General features: G+C 70.2%; 15 protein-coding genes. 9 read left to right on the plus strand and 6 right to left on the minus strand.

Annotated features, from left to right (window positions below):
• The first annotated feature begins 58 nt into the window (after positions 1–58).
• Positions 59–754 (plus strand): TetR/AcrR family transcriptional regulator C-terminal domain-containing protein, encoded by a 696-nt coding sequence (locus ABD164_RS05800; RefSeq protein WP_344294372.1) that lies wholly within the window; start codon positions 59–61, stop codon positions 752–754.
• A 352-nt stretch (positions 755–1,106) separates the two neighbouring features.
• Here the strand turns inward: ABD164_RS05800 and ABD164_RS05805 are convergent, their stop codons facing one another.
• Entirely contained in the window at positions 1,107–1,754 is a 648-nt protein-coding gene (locus ABD164_RS05805; RefSeq protein ID WP_344294373.1) for a histidine phosphatase family protein, read from the minus strand.
• Between the two features lie 143 nt (positions 1,755–1,897).
• Here ABD164_RS05805 and ABD164_RS05810 point away from each other — a divergent pair, with 143 nt between their 5' ends.
• The 3 genes from ABD164_RS05810 to ABD164_RS05820 are packed head-to-tail and all read left to right on the plus strand — an operon-like array spanning position 1,898 to position 4,144.
• Positions 1,898–2,656 carry a nuclear transport factor 2 family protein gene (locus ABD164_RS05810; protein ID WP_344294376.1) on the plus strand — a complete coding sequence of 253 codons (759 nt, stop codon included), beginning with the start codon at positions 1,898–1,900 and terminating at the stop codon, positions 2,654–2,656.
• Positions 2,657–2,709: 53 nt separating this feature from the next.
• Entirely contained in the window at positions 2,710–3,471 is a 762-nt protein-coding gene (locus tag ABD164_RS05815; RefSeq protein ID WP_344294378.1) for an EI24 domain-containing protein, read from the plus strand.
• A gap of 25 nt (positions 3,472–3,496) precedes the next feature.
• Positions 3,497–4,144, plus strand: a complete 648-nt coding sequence (locus ABD164_RS05820) for a uracil-DNA glycosylase (protein ID WP_344294380.1) — start codon at positions 3,497–3,499, stop codon at positions 4,142–4,144.
• On the opposite strand, the gene ABD164_RS05825 is transcribed toward ABD164_RS05820, so the two are convergent.
• Entirely contained in the window at positions 4,134–4,880 is a 747-nt protein-coding gene (locus tag ABD164_RS05825) for an IclR family transcriptional regulator (RefSeq protein WP_344294382.1), read from the minus strand. The genes ABD164_RS05820 and ABD164_RS05825 overlap by 11 nt on opposite strands.
• Positions 4,880–6,055 carry an adenosylhomocysteinase gene (locus ABD164_RS05830; protein WP_344294384.1) on the minus strand — a complete coding sequence of 392 codons (1,176 nt, stop codon included), beginning with the start codon at positions 6,053–6,055 and terminating at the stop codon, positions 4,880–4,882. Before ABD164_RS05830 ends, ABD164_RS05825 begins: the two co-directional genes overlap by 1 nt.
• Positions 6,056–6,187: 132 nt before the next feature.
• On the opposite strand from ABD164_RS05830, the gene ABD164_RS05835 reads away from it, so the two are divergent.
• Positions 6,188–7,651, plus strand: a complete 1,464-nt coding sequence (locus tag ABD164_RS05835) for an NAD(P)-binding protein (protein WP_344295067.1) — start codon at positions 6,188–6,190, stop codon at positions 7,649–7,651.
• Positions 7,648–8,763 carry a phage tail sheath family protein gene (locus ABD164_RS05840; RefSeq protein WP_344294385.1) on the plus strand — a complete coding sequence of 372 codons (1,116 nt, stop codon included), beginning with the start codon at positions 7,648–7,650 and terminating at the stop codon, positions 8,761–8,763. The genes ABD164_RS05835 and ABD164_RS05840 overlap by 4 nt, the downstream gene beginning before the upstream one ends.
• 100 nt (positions 8,764–8,863) lie before the next feature.
• Here ABD164_RS05840 and ABD164_RS05845 read toward each other — a convergent pair whose 3' ends face one another.
• From ABD164_RS05845 to ABD164_RS05855, 3 genes are all read right to left on the minus strand, one after another.
• Positions 8,864–9,355, minus strand: a complete 492-nt coding sequence (locus ABD164_RS05845) for a cupin domain-containing protein (protein WP_344294387.1) — start codon at positions 9,353–9,355, stop codon at positions 8,864–8,866.
• 102 nt (positions 9,356–9,457) lie between these two features.
• The gene (locus tag ABD164_RS05850; RefSeq protein ID WP_344294389.1) at positions 9,458–10,621 is read right to left on the minus strand and encodes an epoxide hydrolase family protein; all 1,164 of its coding nucleotides are present in this window, start codon (positions 10,619–10,621) and stop codon (positions 9,458–9,460) included.
• 154 nt (positions 10,622–10,775) lie between these two features.
• Positions 10,776–11,051 (minus strand): hypothetical protein, encoded by a 276-nt coding sequence (locus tag ABD164_RS05855; protein WP_344294390.1) that lies wholly within the window; start codon positions 11,049–11,051, stop codon positions 10,776–10,778.
• A 192-nt stretch (positions 11,052–11,243) separates the two neighbouring features.
• On the opposite strand from ABD164_RS05855, the gene ABD164_RS05860 reads away from it, so the two are divergent.
• From ABD164_RS05860 to ABD164_RS05870, 3 genes are all read left to right on the plus strand, one after another.
• Positions 11,244–12,212: a helix-turn-helix transcriptional regulator gene (locus tag ABD164_RS05860; RefSeq protein WP_344294392.1), complete on the plus strand. Its 969-nt coding sequence runs from the start codon at positions 11,244–11,246 to the stop codon at positions 12,210–12,212.
• The gene (locus ABD164_RS05865; protein ID WP_344294394.1) at positions 12,209–12,676 is read left to right on the plus strand and encodes an SRPBCC family protein; all 468 of its coding nucleotides are present in this window, start codon (positions 12,209–12,211) and stop codon (positions 12,674–12,676) included. The genes ABD164_RS05860 and ABD164_RS05865 overlap by 4 nt, the downstream gene beginning before the upstream one ends.
• Positions 12,677–12,741: 65 nt before the next feature.
• On the plus strand, positions 12,742–14,157 hold the full coding sequence (locus ABD164_RS05870) for an MFS transporter (protein ID WP_344294396.1): 1,416 nt from the start codon (positions 12,742–12,744) through the stop codon (positions 14,155–14,157).
• Positions 14,158–14,159: the final 2 nt, after the last annotated feature.

Here is a 14,159-nt window from a genome sequence, read left to right on the forward strand (position 1 = left end):
TCCGATCGGGCCGGCCGCGGGCCACCGCCTTGTACCGTTGAGCCGAGGGAGGCAGCCGATGTCGTCGATCGCCGAGCAGGGCGCCGCGCGCCGCACGCCGCTCACGCGCGACCGCGTGCTGCAGACCGCCCTCGAGCTCGCCGACACGAGCGGCATCGCGTCGCTCACGATCCGCAGGCTCGCCGAGCATCTCGGCGTCGAGGCGATGTCGCTCTACTACCACGTGGCCAACAAAGAGGCGATCCTCGACGGGGTCGTCGACCTGGTGTTCCGCGAGATCGAGCAGGTCGTCGGCGGTTTCGAAGTCCCTGAATCCGACGCGGCCTGGAAGGCTTCGCTGCGCGCACGCATCCTCGGGGCGCGCCGCGTGATGTTGCGGCATCCGTGGGCCCCGGCCGTCATGGACACGCGCGCCGACCTCGGCCTCACGCAGGCGCGCTACGTCGACTCGGTCGTCGGTACCCTGCGCTCGGGCGGGTTCTCGTACGACCTCGTCCACCACTCGATGCATGCCCTCGGCAGCCGCATGTTCGGGTTCACGCAAGAGCTCGGCGACGACAATGCCTCGAGCGGCGGCGACCTGGCGCAGCTCGCCGAGCACGTGCCGCATCTCGCGAACATGCTCGCGGTCGTGGCGCACACCGACGCCGACTCGACGCTCGGCTGGTGCGACGACCAGTTCGAGTTCGAGTTCGGCCTCGACATCGTGCTCGACGGGCTCGAGCGGGCGCAGCGGCGCGACGCGCGCGACTGAGACCTCACCCCTGTCGCGTCTGTGTCAGCCGGCACACACGACCGATCGAGGACACCCGGTGGACTCCTGAAAACAAGGACGCGCGTTCGGCGGGAATCGACGTCCTTGCTTTCAGGAGTCGCTTGGTCAGCGACGCGCAGGCGAGGCGACGCGAGGCGAGGCGAGGCGAGGCGACGCGACGCTCAGGCGACGCGAGGCGAGGCGAGGCGAGGCGAGGCGACGCTCAGGCGACGCGACGCGAGGCGAGGCGAGGCGAGGCGACGCTCAGGCGAGGCGAGGCGAGGCGAGGCGAGGCGCAGGCGAGCCGACGCGCAGGCGAGGCGAGCAGCGAGCGCATGCCGGGTGCGCCGAGTCAGCTCGCTGGCTGCAGTTCCCCGGCGCGCTCGAGATCGCCGAGCACCTCGTCGAAGGGCACGCCGGCGACGGTGACCACCCGCCACGCGGCATCCGTCGGCTGAATCGAACCCGTCGACGCCGTCGACCGGTTCGACCGCACGTGCGACCACGAGAGGTTGTCGAGCCGCGGGTAGTGCCGCGGGTCGTGGCCGCTGATCGCCGCAAGCGTGTGGCGGATGAGCGTGCCGTGCGCGACGACGAGCACACGCTCGCCGTCGTGATCGCGGGCGACGCGCTCGAGGCCGCGAATGCCGCGCTCGCCGACCAGGTGGTCGGGCTCCTTGCCGGCGAAGTCGCGGTCGGGCCACCGGGTGTCGAGGTCGGCGACGAGCGTGCCCTCGGCCTCGCCGAACTCCTGCTCGATGAGCTCGTCGTAGGCGGCGCCGAGCGGCGCTTCGAGGTGCTCGGCGAGGATCGCGGCGGTCTCGCGCGCGCGGCCGAGCGGCGAGCTCACGACCGCGTGCCACGGTTCGGCGGCGAACGCGGATGCCGCGGCACGCGCCTGCGCACGACCGGTGTCGTTGAGCGGGATGTCGGTGCGGCCCTGCATGCGGGCGGCGAGGTTCCAGTCGGTCTGTCCGTGGCGGATGAGGGCGAGCACCATACCGTCCAGCCTATGCAGGCGATCTGAACGGATGCTCCGCGCGCCGACCCGGGCGCACGAGTCTTGCGGCGGCCGGGCCAGAGGAGCAGAGTATGGCTGGACAGCGCAGACGCTGCCGCCGTTCTGGGGGGATGGGAGACGGCATGGACGCCAAGGAAGTCGTGCTCACGGCCGGCGGCGAACTGTTCGGCGCCAGGGACCTGAGTGCTGTTGACCGCTGGTGGTCAGATGACTATCGCCAGCACAGCAACTTGGCAGGGAGCGGTCGAGAGGCGCTGCGCCAGGCCGTGGCCGGACTTCCTGAGGACTTTCGGTATGACGGCGTCCGCGTCCTGGAGGACGGCGACCTGGTGGCGCTGCACGGCACCTACTACGGCTTCGGACCCGAGCCCATGGTGGCCTTCGACCTCTTCCGGGTCGACTCGGACGACCGGATGGCCGAGCACTGGGACGCGCTGACACCGGTCGTCGAGCGCACGGCCTCGGGCCGCTCGCAAACCGACGGCCCTGCCGCTCCGAGCGACCTGGAGAAGACCGAAGCCAACCGGAGCCTGGTCACCGAGTTCGCTGAGAAAGTGCTCAAGGGCGCCGATTACTCGGTGCTGACCGACTACATCTCCACCGAGACCTACCACCAACACAATCCCGAGGCAGCAGACGGGCTCGACGGCTTCGGCGCTGCCGCCGCCAAGTGGGCCGAGCAGGGCAAGAACCTGGTGTACACCACCATCCACAGGGTCGTCGCCGAGGGCGACTTCGTGCTGCTGCTGTCAGAGGGCGATTTCGGCGGGCCGGTCGCCTACTGGGACCTGTTCCGCGTTGCAGACGGGAAGATCGTCGAGCACTGGGACATCGTCGCCCCGATCCCCGAGCAGATGCCGCACACCAACGGCATGTTCTGAGCGGCGCCTCCGACTGAGGCGTCTCGTCGCTGCACGCGACTTAGGCTGGTGCGGTGATCAGGCGGTTCGCTTCGGGGGTGGGTCTGCTCGCTCGCGGCTTCGCCTTCTGGCGCCGACGCCCCGGGGCGATGGCGCTCGGACTTGTGCCGGCGGCGATCGTGTTCGCGGTCATGGCTGCCGCACTCATCGCTCTCGGCATCAACCTGCTCGGCATCGTCGAGTGGGCGACACCGTTCGCCGACGGCTGGGACGAATTCTGGGCAGGCGCACTGCGGTATGCGATCGCGTTCGTCACGTTCACCGGCTCGGTCGTGCTCGCGGCCATCACCTTCACTGCCCTCACGCTCGCGGTCGGCGACCCCTTCTACGAGCGCATCTGGCGCGCGGTCGAACTCGACCTCGGTGGTGAGGTGCCCGAGCAGGGCGCCGGGTTCTGGAGGGGCGTCGCGGATGCCGCGGGGCTCGTCGCCCTCGGCATCGTCGCCGCGCTCGGGGTCGCGGTGGTGGGCTTCATCCCGCTCGTCGGCGGGGTCGCCGCACCGGTGCTCGGCGTCATCGCGTCGGGGTGGCTGCTCGCCCGCGAACTCACGACGCGGGCGTTCGACGCCCGCGGCATCTCGGCCGCCGATCGCTCCGCGCTCCTCCGCGGCAGCCGCGCGCAGATGCTCGGGTTCGGCGTCGCCACCCAACTCTGCTTCCTGGTGCCGCTCGGGGCGATCGTCACGATGCCGGCAGCCGTCGCGGGCTCGACCATGCTCGCCCGCGGCGTGCTCGACGCTGCGGCCGCAACCGCGCCGCCTCGCCCGCAGCCCTGACCGGAGTCGCCGTAGGATGCGGCTCATGATGCCGGACTCGATCGACGCCTTCGTCGAGCGGGTCGCCGCAACTCGGGCCGACCCGAACAGCACCAACTTCTTCGACGACACCCGCCCCGACAACGCGATCCGCCGCAACAACCTCGCGCGATACCTCGAGCAGTTGGCCGAACGTCGCCCAACGACCCTGCTCGTCGGCGAGGCCCCCGGCTACCGCGGCATGGCGATCACGGGCGTGCCGTTCACGAACACGACGCGCCTGCGGCGCGGTGTGCCGCGTTTCGCCCTGTTCGGCACGGCACAGGGCTACGAGATTCCGGATGACTCCGGCATCGCCGCCGAGCCGACCGCGACCGTCATGTGGAATGCGCTCGTCGAGCTCGACTTCCTGCCGGTCCTGTGGAGCGCGTACCCGCTGCATCCGCACCGCCCGGGCGATCCGCGGTCGAACCGCACGCCCTCGTCGGCGGAAGCCCGGGAGTGGTCGTGGTCGTGGCGAACGCTGATGGATCTGTTCTCGATCAGGTCGGTGGTCGCCGTCGGGAACGTGTCGCGCGACACGCTCGCGCGAGCCGGCCTGTCGGTTCCGCACGTTCGCCATCCGGCGCACGGCGGTCGCGAGCGGTTCACGCAGGGCCTGCGCGAACTGCTCGCCGCGGGTGTCATCGGGTAGCGGGTGCGCCGAGCCGAGCCGAGATCGCGGCAGCCGTGGCCCTCGCGGCGGCCACCACATCTTCGAGGCCGACCGCACTGTAGGACGTGCCGATGTAGGGCACCGTCAGCGCGGCGACCGTGCCACCGGTGGGGCCCGTGACGGCGGCGACCACGTCGGTGATGCCCGCCTGAAGCCGGTCGGCGCGAGTGAGGTACCCCTCGGCGAGCTGTGCGGCCTCGCCGTCGGAGAGAGCCGCCGTCGCGGCATCCGTGCCCACCGACATCACGGCCCCGGTCGCCGTGGTCTCGAGCGGAAAGCGCGCGCCGACCCGCACGTGGTAGCCGAAGTCGGCGGGCGACTCCGCCTGCGCGACGACCCTCACCGCACCGGCGTCGACGACGCTGAGGTTGCACGACTGCCGAATCTCGTCGGCGAGCGCCCGCATCGGGCCGGCCGCCAGCTGCACGAGTCCTCGCAGCGGGGGGTGCCGATGCGCCAGGTCGAACAACGCCATCGACAGCACGTACTGGCCCGACCGCTCGTCGCGGGTGAGGTAGCCGCGCCGCTCGAGCGTGGCCAGCACACGGTAGATCTGGCTGACGTTGCGGCCGACCGCGTCGGCGATCTCGGTCTGGGTGAGCCCGCCCGCGACGCCTGCGAGCAGCTCGAGAATGTCGAGTGCCTTGTCGAGCGCGGGCGCCGAGTAGTCGGTGGCGCGGTCGGTGGCGCGGTCGGCGGCGCGGGCGGAGGCCATCAGCGGTCGGCGCCCAGTGCGCGCACGAAGCGGCGGGCGATCTCGCGCTCGAGGTCGTCGGGCACCGGCTGCGGCCCGGGCGCGAGCGAGTCGGCGGCCGTCGCGACGCGCTCGAGCGAGAGCGACTGCAGGAGGAACCCGAGGTCCATCGCCTCGAGCGAGTTGCCCTTCGGCTCGCGACCGGCCAAGTTCACCATGCGTCCGCCCGCGAGCAGGATGAGCTCGCGGCCGTCGGGCAGGTCGATGCGCTCGATCGCGGCGTCGAGTTCGGTGACGGCGGCGGCCCGGGCGTACAGTGCAGCCGTGTCGATCTCCCACGGGAAGTGCCCGGCGTTCGCAAGCACCGCCCCGCTCGGCATGCGCTCGAAGACCTCCTCGGTGATGATGCCCCGATGCCCCGTGGCGGTGATGAAGAACTCGCCCCACTCGGCGAGGTTGCCGAGCTCGTCGACCCGGTAGCCGTCGAGCGCGGCCTCGAACGCCTTGATCTCGTCGATCTCGGCGACGGCCACCCGCCCGCCGAATGCCCGAAGGTACTGCGCGATCCCCCGGCCGCACCACCCATAGCCCGCCACGACGAACCGGCGGCCCGGGATCATCAGGTTCGTGATGCGCATGATGCTCTCGACGACCGACTGGCCGACGCCGTGCCGGTTCTCGCCGATGGCCTTGAGCGGGCTGTCGTTGATCACGATCGTCGGGAACGTCACCCGCCCCGCGAGTTCAGTACGCAGACGGATGCCGCCGCTGGTGGTCTCTTCGGTGCCGCCGACCACGGATCCCGCGGCGCCCCCTGCGATCACGCCCGCCGCGAGATCAGCGCCGTTGTCGAGCAGAATGTCTGGTCGAGACGCCACGACGGCTGCGACGTTCGCCTCGTGCTCGGCGAGCGTGTCGTCGCGCCGGCCGAACACCGTCATACCCGACCCGCGCAGGTACGCGACGATGTCGTCCTGCGTGGAACCGTGGTTGCCGGTCGCCACGACCTCGGCGCCGCCCGCGGCGAGCACCTCGAGCAGCACGGCGGTCTTCGGCTCGACGTGCAGCGACATGCCGACGCGATGGCCCGCGAAGGGCCGGCGCTCGGCGAACTCCCGACGCGCGGCGGCGAGCAGCGGCATCCGTGACCTGATCCACGTGATACGGGCTGCACCACGTTCGAGGAGTTCGGACATCTCGAGCCAACTTTCATATATGAATCTGCCTTTCACATATGGTAGCTGATTCTCACACGATTTCGTGAGGACACCTCGCAAAACCGCTGGACGCCGCAGGCGCTGCAGTGCTTGAGTGGTTCCGTGACCCGCATGGTCGATGCCGACTATCTCGTGGTCGGCGCCGGCGCCATGGGGATGGCGTTCACCGATGCACTCATCGACCATGCCGACGTGCGCGTGGCGCTGGTCGACCGTCGTCATGGTGTCGGCGGCCACTGGCTCGGGGCCTACCCGTTCGTGCGCCTGCACCAGGCCTCGGCGTTCTACGGTGTTGCGTCGACCATGCTCGGCGGCGGCCGGCTGCAGCGCAACGGACCCGAGGCGGGGCTGCAGGAGCGAGCCACGAGTTCGGAGATCTGCGCGTACTACGAACACATATTGGCCGATCGAATGATCGAGTCGGGCAGGGTCGAGTTCTTCGCGGCCTGCGAGCACCTCGGCGATGGCACCTTCGTCTCACGCATCTCGGGCGAATCATTCACCGTGCCCGAGAGGTGCCGCATCGTCGATGCCCACTACCTCGCTCCCGCGATCGCGGCCGAGAAGCCGCCCCCGTTCGATGTCGCCGACGACGCCCGCGTGATCCCGGTCAACGACCTCGTGCACGTCGACGAGGTGCCGAGCCAGTACGTCGTCGTCGGCGCGGGCAAGACCGCGACCGACGCGTGCGTCTGGCTGCTGTCGCGCGGCGTACATCCCGACGCGATCTGCTGGGTGCGTCCCCGCGATCCGTGGATGCTCAATCGAGCCGTTGTCCAGCCCGATCCGGTGATCTTCCTCGGAATGATCGCCGACATCATGCAGGCGGCCGAGGCGTGTGCGTCGCTGGATGACGTGTTTCTGCGTCTCGAGGATGCCGGCGTCATGCTGCGCATCGACCGGTCGGTGTTGCCGACGATGGCGAAGACTCCCACCCTTGCCGCGTGGGAACTCGAGGCGCTGCGCACGATCGGGCGCGTCGAGCGACATGGGCACATCATGCGGGTCGATCGGGGAAGGATCGAGTTCGCGACCGGATCGGTCACGATCGCCGACGACGCGATCGTGGTGCACTGCGCGGCCGAAGGCCTGCAGTACCGGCCACTCGTGCCCATCTGGGGTTCGAAGGCGATCACCCTCCAGCCGATCCGGGCCGGATTCCCGTGCTTCGGTGCGGCGCTCGCCGGGTACGTCGAGGCGACTCGCGATGACGACCAGGAGAAGAACCGACTGTGCCCGCCGTCGCCGTACCCCGACTCGATGGCCTCGTGGGCTCGCATGACCGTCATGGGCGCACGGAGCGCGAGGTCGTTCGGATCCGAGCCCGACATTGCGGCGTGGGCGTCACAGGTCGCGATCAATCCGGCACGCATCCCGCCCGAACTGGCCGGGTCGGCGAAGATGGGCGACACACTCGATCGCCTGCAGGCCCACACGAAGGCCGGCATCAGCCGGCTCGCGGAGTTCGCCGGCGTCGACGCGGGTGAACCGACGAGAACTGCGTCGATGCCGGCTGAGTCGATGCCGGCTGAGTCGATGCCGGCGCAGACCCGAGAGGCAGGGGGAAGCTCATGACACGACCGATCGGGAGTGTCGGAACGTCGACCGCCGCGTTCGTGGGGCTCGTTCCGGGCGGACCACTCGACTCGCCGGCCAGGTTCGACGGTTGGGGCACCGACGAGGACGCGATCTTCGACGGCCTGCAAGCTCATCGGCTGGGCGGCGCCCTGCGAAGCTTCTTCGAGAACGGCGGCGCGACCGCGGTGGTGGTAGGGGTCGACGACGCGGGCACAGCGGGGGTACGCGCCGGCCTCGTGGCACTCGACGACGTCGACCTCGTCAACCTGCTGGTGCTGCCGGCCGAGTGCGCCGGCCGCGAAGACGCCCGAGCCACCGTCGCCGAGGCGGCCACCTTCTGCGAGCGACGACGGGCGATGCTGCTCGTCGATCCACCGCCATCGTGGACCGATGTGACCGCGATCGAGGCGGCGCTCGCAGGGGGGCTGGAGTCGGCGGTGGGCACCGCGAGCGCGAACGCCGCGCTCTACCTGCCACGGCTCCGCCGGTCCGACCCCGCGCAGGGCGGCGCGGCCGACGTGTTCTCGCCGGCCGGAGCGGTCGCCGGGGTCGTCGCCCGCACCGATGCGGCCGACGGCGTGTGGTCTGCCCCGGCCGGGCTCGACGCGGACGTGCGCGGCGCCGACGCCCTCGAGTTCGACCTCGACGAGCGAACCGCGCACGCCCTCAACAGCGCCGGGGTCAGCACGCTGCGCACCTTCCCGGGCCGACGTGGCCCGGTCGTCTGGGGCGCCCGCACCCTCGCCGGCGCCGACGTCGCGGCGAGCGAGTGGAAGTACGTGCCGGTGCGGCGCACCGCCTTGTTTCTTGAGGAGAGCATCGAGCGCGGCCTGCAGTGGACGCAGTTCGAACCGAACGACGAACGGCTGTGGCGCGAGATCCGCGAGTCGGTCGGGGAGTTCCTGCACAAGTTGTTCCGGGCGGGCGCCTTTCAGGGGCACACGGCTCGCGACGCCTACTTCGTGAAGTGCGATCGCGACACCGTGACACAGCGCGGCGACGGCGGCGGGGACGGCGGCGACGTGCGCGTCGTGGTCGGCTTCGCGCCGATGAAGCCTGCGGAGTTCGTCGTGCTGACCATCCGCGCGAGGGCGCTTGCGTCGGACTGAGCCGATGACGCGAGCCAACCGACGGCGGCACCGCCGAGCCCAACTGACCTCTTCTGGGTATCTATCTCGGTGAAGCAGACGGCGTAGACCGATATCCCGGCTAGAACACCAGCCCGTGCCGCTCGACCAGCGGCATCGTCGCCTCGAAGTCCACCTCGGCGCCGTACGCGGCCGCGAGGGCGGGAAGCGTGTCGGGAGAGTACTCGCCGCCGGGTTCGGCGAGTCGGCGGAACATCGCTTCGATGCCGCCGGGCACGATGATCTCGAGCACGCGGAGCTCGTCATCGCCCGCGTTCCAGAAGGTGTGCCACCGAGCGCGCAGCTTGGTGACGAGATCACCCGGCGATGCCGTGATCTCGATTCCCTCCTCGATCACCCCGAGCGTGCCCGCCAGAACGAACGTGTACTCGTCTTCTCGGCTGTGCCGGTGAATCGGGGCAGCCAACGATTTCGGGGCCAGCACGTGCTCCACGAGCGCGATGCGGCCGCCGGAGGCCGCGCTCTCGAGGAGGTATCGGTCGAGCAGTCCTGGCTCGCCGGTGACGTCGCCCTCACCCGCGCGGAGGACGTGAGGGCCGGCTGGTGTGTCCATGCCGCCGATGCTACGGCCACGGCATCAGTGCCGGTACCCCGGTTCGCTCGATGCCGCGGGCGATCGCCCGCGGCATCCGGTCGCGTCTCGACAGGCGGGCGATCAGCCGCGCAGCCCGGCGAAGAACGCGCGAATGTCGCCGACGACGGCGTCGGGCACTTCGAGTGCGGCGTAGTGACCGCCCTCGTCGAACCGGCTCCAGTGCACGATGTTGGAGTTGTCGCGCTCGGCGAACACCTTGATCGTCTGGAAGTCGTCCTTGAAGACCGCGACCCCGGTCGGCGCGCCGTTCACCTGCGGCCCAGTCTCCTCAGACGCGGCATCAGCCCGTGCGTTCTCGAAGTAGCTGCGGCTCATGCCCGCGGCGGCGTTCGCGAACCAGTTCACGCTCACCTCGGTGAGGATCTTCTCGAGCGGCACGAGCGCGGTGCCGTTGCCGAACGAGTTGAACAGCTCACTGTAGGCGAGCAGGGCCACCGGCGAGTCGCTGAGGCCGACGGCGACCGTCTGCGGCCGCGAGGCGTTCATGGTGTTGTAGCCGCCGACCGACTGGAACCACTGCATGTGCTCGAGTCCCGCGTAGTCCTGGGGTTCGAGGTGCTCGAACTCTGCCGGGTCGCCCGACGGGAACGAGAAGAGTTGCAGCACGTGCAGGCCGAGGAAGCCCTCGGGGTTCTGCAGTCCGAGCTCGCGGGCGACGAGCGCACCGTTGTCGGAGCCGTGGATGCCGTACTCCGAATAACCGAGCCGGTGCATCAGCTCGTCGTACGCACGAGCGACCCGGGGCGTCGCCCAGCCCGCCTCGGCGACCGGCTGCGAGAAACCGTAGCCCGGGGCATCCGGAACGACGACGTCGAACGCTTCTTCGGCGCGCCCGCCGAACGCGACCGGGTCGGTGAGCGGGCCGATCATGTCGAGGTAGTCGACGGATGACCCGGGGTAGGTGTGCGCCAGGATCAGCGGGGTGGCGCCGGGGTGCGGCGAGCGCACGTGGATGAAGTGGATGGGCTGGCCGTCGATCTCGGTGATGAAGTGGGGCACGGCGTTGATGCGGGCCTCTTCGGCGCGCCAGTCGTAGGTCGTGCGCCAGGTCTCGACGGCCTCGCGCAGGTATGCGTTCGGGGTGCCGTACGACCAGTCGTCGCCGGGCGCGGGCTGAGGCAGCCGGGTGCGGGCGAGTCGCTGCATGAGGTCGTCGAGGTCTGCCTGGGACGCCTCGACGCGGAAGGGGCGGATGTCGGTGCTGGTTGCGGTGGTGTTCGTCATGTCTTCGACGGTACGGGGCAATTAGGAACGTTCAGCTCCTCATTGCGCATGCGATTCCTTCTGTCTCCAGATCTCTCGACCCCCCCACCGCACGACGAACCGAACAGGGCGCGCCCGACTGCGGCGGCGCGCCCTGTCGACTCGACGAGCAGGGTCAGCAGTGGGTCGCGTCGTTCCCGTCGATCGAGGCGAGCAATGTGCCGAGTCCGCCGGGCCCCTCGACGTTGAAGAGTCGCGCGACATTGCCGATGCCGAGGCGCGGTTCGTCGAACGAGCTGGCGTGGGCGCCGAGCCCGCCATCGGAGCGAGCCGCCTGCGACGAGACGACGCCCCAACAGTTGCTTCCCTCGGCGGCGACGGCGGGCGTGGCCAGGGCGATGCTGCCGACGATGCCGAGTACGGCGGCGACGGCGAGAGAGCGAGTACGCATGAGAACCTCCTGATTCACCGGCGGTCGGAGCGGCCGCCTGAGTGGGGTTCGTCGCCGACCGGTCGATCGGATTGGAACCCGACCCTCGGTTCGAGTATCCCTCTCGCGATGCGCCGCTTCCAGACCGAGCGCAGCCGAGCCGCATCCACGAGTTTCTGCCGGCTGGCACCTGCCGACGGCAGAATTGACGCCATGTCCGACACCGCTGCGCGACTGCTCGCGATGCTCTCCCTGCTGCAGGCGCGACCCGACTGGACGGGCGCTGAGCTCGCCGAGCGACTCGGCGTCTCGACCCGCACGATCCGCAACGACATCGACCGCCTGCGCGAGCTCGACTATCCCGTCGACGCCACTCGCGGCGCCGCCGGCGGCTATCGGTTGGGCGCAGGCGGCAAGCTGCCGCCGCTGCTGCTCGACGACGAGGAGGCGGTCGCCGTGGCCGTCGGCCTGCGGGCCGCGACGGGGATCGCCGGCACCGAGCTCTCGAGCGCCCGCGCGCTGGCGAAGCTCGAGCAGGTACTGCCGGCGCACCTCCGCCCGACCGTCGACGCGCTCACGAACACCGTCGACCGAGCGCCCGAGAACGTCGGCACCGACGCGCCCGACCCCGAGGTCGACCCTCAGGTGCTCACGGCGATCGCGACGGCGATCCACGACGTCGAGTGGTTCCGATTCGTCGACCGCGGAACCGCCCGGCTCGTCGAGCCATACCGACTGCTGAGCTGGCAACGCCGCTGGTACCTCGTCGCCCGGGAGCCCGAGTCAGGTGAGTGGGTCACAGTGCGCGCCGACTGGATCGAGCCGAAGATACCCACCCGTCGCCGGTTCTCGCCCCTGCCGGTGCCGGGCGGCGACTACACGGTCTTCGCGATGCGCTCGATCGCCGCGAGCGGCTGGAACGTTCACGCGCGGCTGCGCATCGACGCCCCCGCCGAGGCCGTGCTCGATCGCATCAACCCGGCGGTGGGCGTGGTCGAGTCCGTCGACGACCGCACGTCGGTGCTCGTGACTGGCGCCGACAGCCTCGACACGGTCGCCGCGTACATCGGCATGCTGAACATGGACTTCACCGTCGAGTCGCCGGCCGAGTTGCGCGAACTGCTGCGCATCTACTCCGAGCGCTACGCCCGGGCCGCGGCCGGTGGCAGGCTGGAGCCATGACGAAGATCGAACGACAGATCGACATCACTGCCTCCCCCGAGGTGGTGTTCGACCTCATCGTCGATCTGCATGACTACCGCCGCTGGTTGCCGTCGGCCGGCGATTACGAGGGCACGAGCGAGATCTCGCCGCCACCCGTCGCTGTGGGTACCACCTATGTCGAGCACAGCCGCGCCGGCGTGCGGCACGGCGTGGTGATCGCCCTCGCCCGGCCCGACGTGGTCGCGTTCGAGCAGCCGATGACCCTGCGCCCGCGCAGTCTCGGCACGATCGCGAGCACCGTGAGCATGTCGTTCGCTGCGACCGCGACCGGCGTGCGCGTGATGCGAACCGTCGAGCTCGGCATCCCGCGACGGCTCAAGTTCGTGCGCTGGACCATCGTCGGGCGCTACGCACGCGAGAGCGAGCGGATGCTCCGTGCGCTGAAGTCGTACGCCGAGCGAACTGCCGTTCCGAATACTTGACACCCGGCTTCGTCTCGCGAAAGGCTCGCAGCGAGCCGTCCGTCGACACGGGCAGGAGGCAGCGGATGTCGCACCCTCGCGCGGGTTCGTCCGCCCCGGGTCGCGCCCGCTCCGACTGGACGATCGTCGCCCTCTGCACCGGCACCACGCTCAGCGCCCTGAACTCGGGCATGATCGCCGTCGCCCTCTCGACGCTGCGCCGCGAGTTCTCGGTCGACGTCACCACGGTCACGTGGGTGATCACGGCGTTCTACCTCACCTCGTCGGTGCTGCAGCCCGTGATGGGCCGCCTCGCCGATCGTTACGGACCGCGGCGCGTGTTCACGATCGGCCTCGTGATCGTCGGAGTGGCCGGGGCGCTCGGTCCATTCGCGACGACATTCGAATGGCTCGTCGGCGTGCGCGTGCTGCTCGCGATCGGAACCGCCACCACCTTTCCGAGCGCCGCCGCCATGATGCGCTCGGTCGCCGCGATCACGGGGCTGAGCGCGCCGAAGATGATCGGCCGCATTCAACTCATCGACACGAGTTCCGCGGCCGTCGGCCCGGTGCTCGGCGGGCTGCTGATCACGGCATTCGGGTGGGAGGGGATCTTCTGGGTGAACGTGCCGCTCGCGATCATCGCGATCGTCGCCACGCGAATCCTCGCCCCACACGACGGCCCGCGCGAGCACGTGCCCCTCGCGCGAACCGTGGCCGAGTCCGATCTGCCGGGCATCCTCGGGTTCGCCGTCACGGTCGTGACGCTCCTCCTGTTCCTGCTGGGGCTCACGACCGCTCCGAACTGGTGGTTCCTCGCGGTGGCGATCGTCGCCGGCGGCCTGTTCACGTGGCGCGAACTGACGTACGACAACCCGTTCGTCGACCTGCGGCTGCTCGCCGCCAATGTCGCGCTCATCCGGGTGTACGCGACGTTCATCCTCGCGACGCTCGTGCTGTACAGTGCGCTGTTCGGCGTGCCGCAGTACCTCGAAGACCATGCGGGATACCGCACCGACGCAGTCGGTGCGATGATGCTGCCGCTCGCCGCGTTCACGGTCATCCTGGCCCCCCTGGTCGAGCGCGTGATCGACAAACGCGGCATCCGCACCGCGCTCATCGCCGGCAGCATCGGGCTCGCGTTGGCGGCGTTCGCCCTGCAGCTGCTCGCCGCATCGACGAGCCCGGCGACGGTGCTGCTGCTGATGGCCGCCGTCGGAATCCCCTACGGGGTCGTGCTCATCGCGATCACCCAGTCGCTCTATGTCGCCGCGCCGCCCGAACACGTCGGCCAGGCCGCGGGGCTGTTCCAGACGGCGCGCTCGCTCGGCTGCATCGGCGCGACCGTCGTCGTCGGGCTCAGCTTCTCGGGCGGCACGGCACCCGCAGATTGGAACCTGCTCGCGACCGCGATCGCGGTGCTGGCCGTTCTGTTCGTCGCGACGGTCGTGCTCTGGCGTGACCCGCGGGCCGCGCGGGCCGCCGCGCCTGAGGTCGGTTGACT

It is taken from the genome of Agromyces neolithicus (genome assembly GCF_039529735.1).
GTDB classification, from domain to species: domain Bacteria; phylum Actinomycetota; class Actinomycetes; order Actinomycetales; family Microbacteriaceae; genus Agromyces; species Agromyces neolithicus.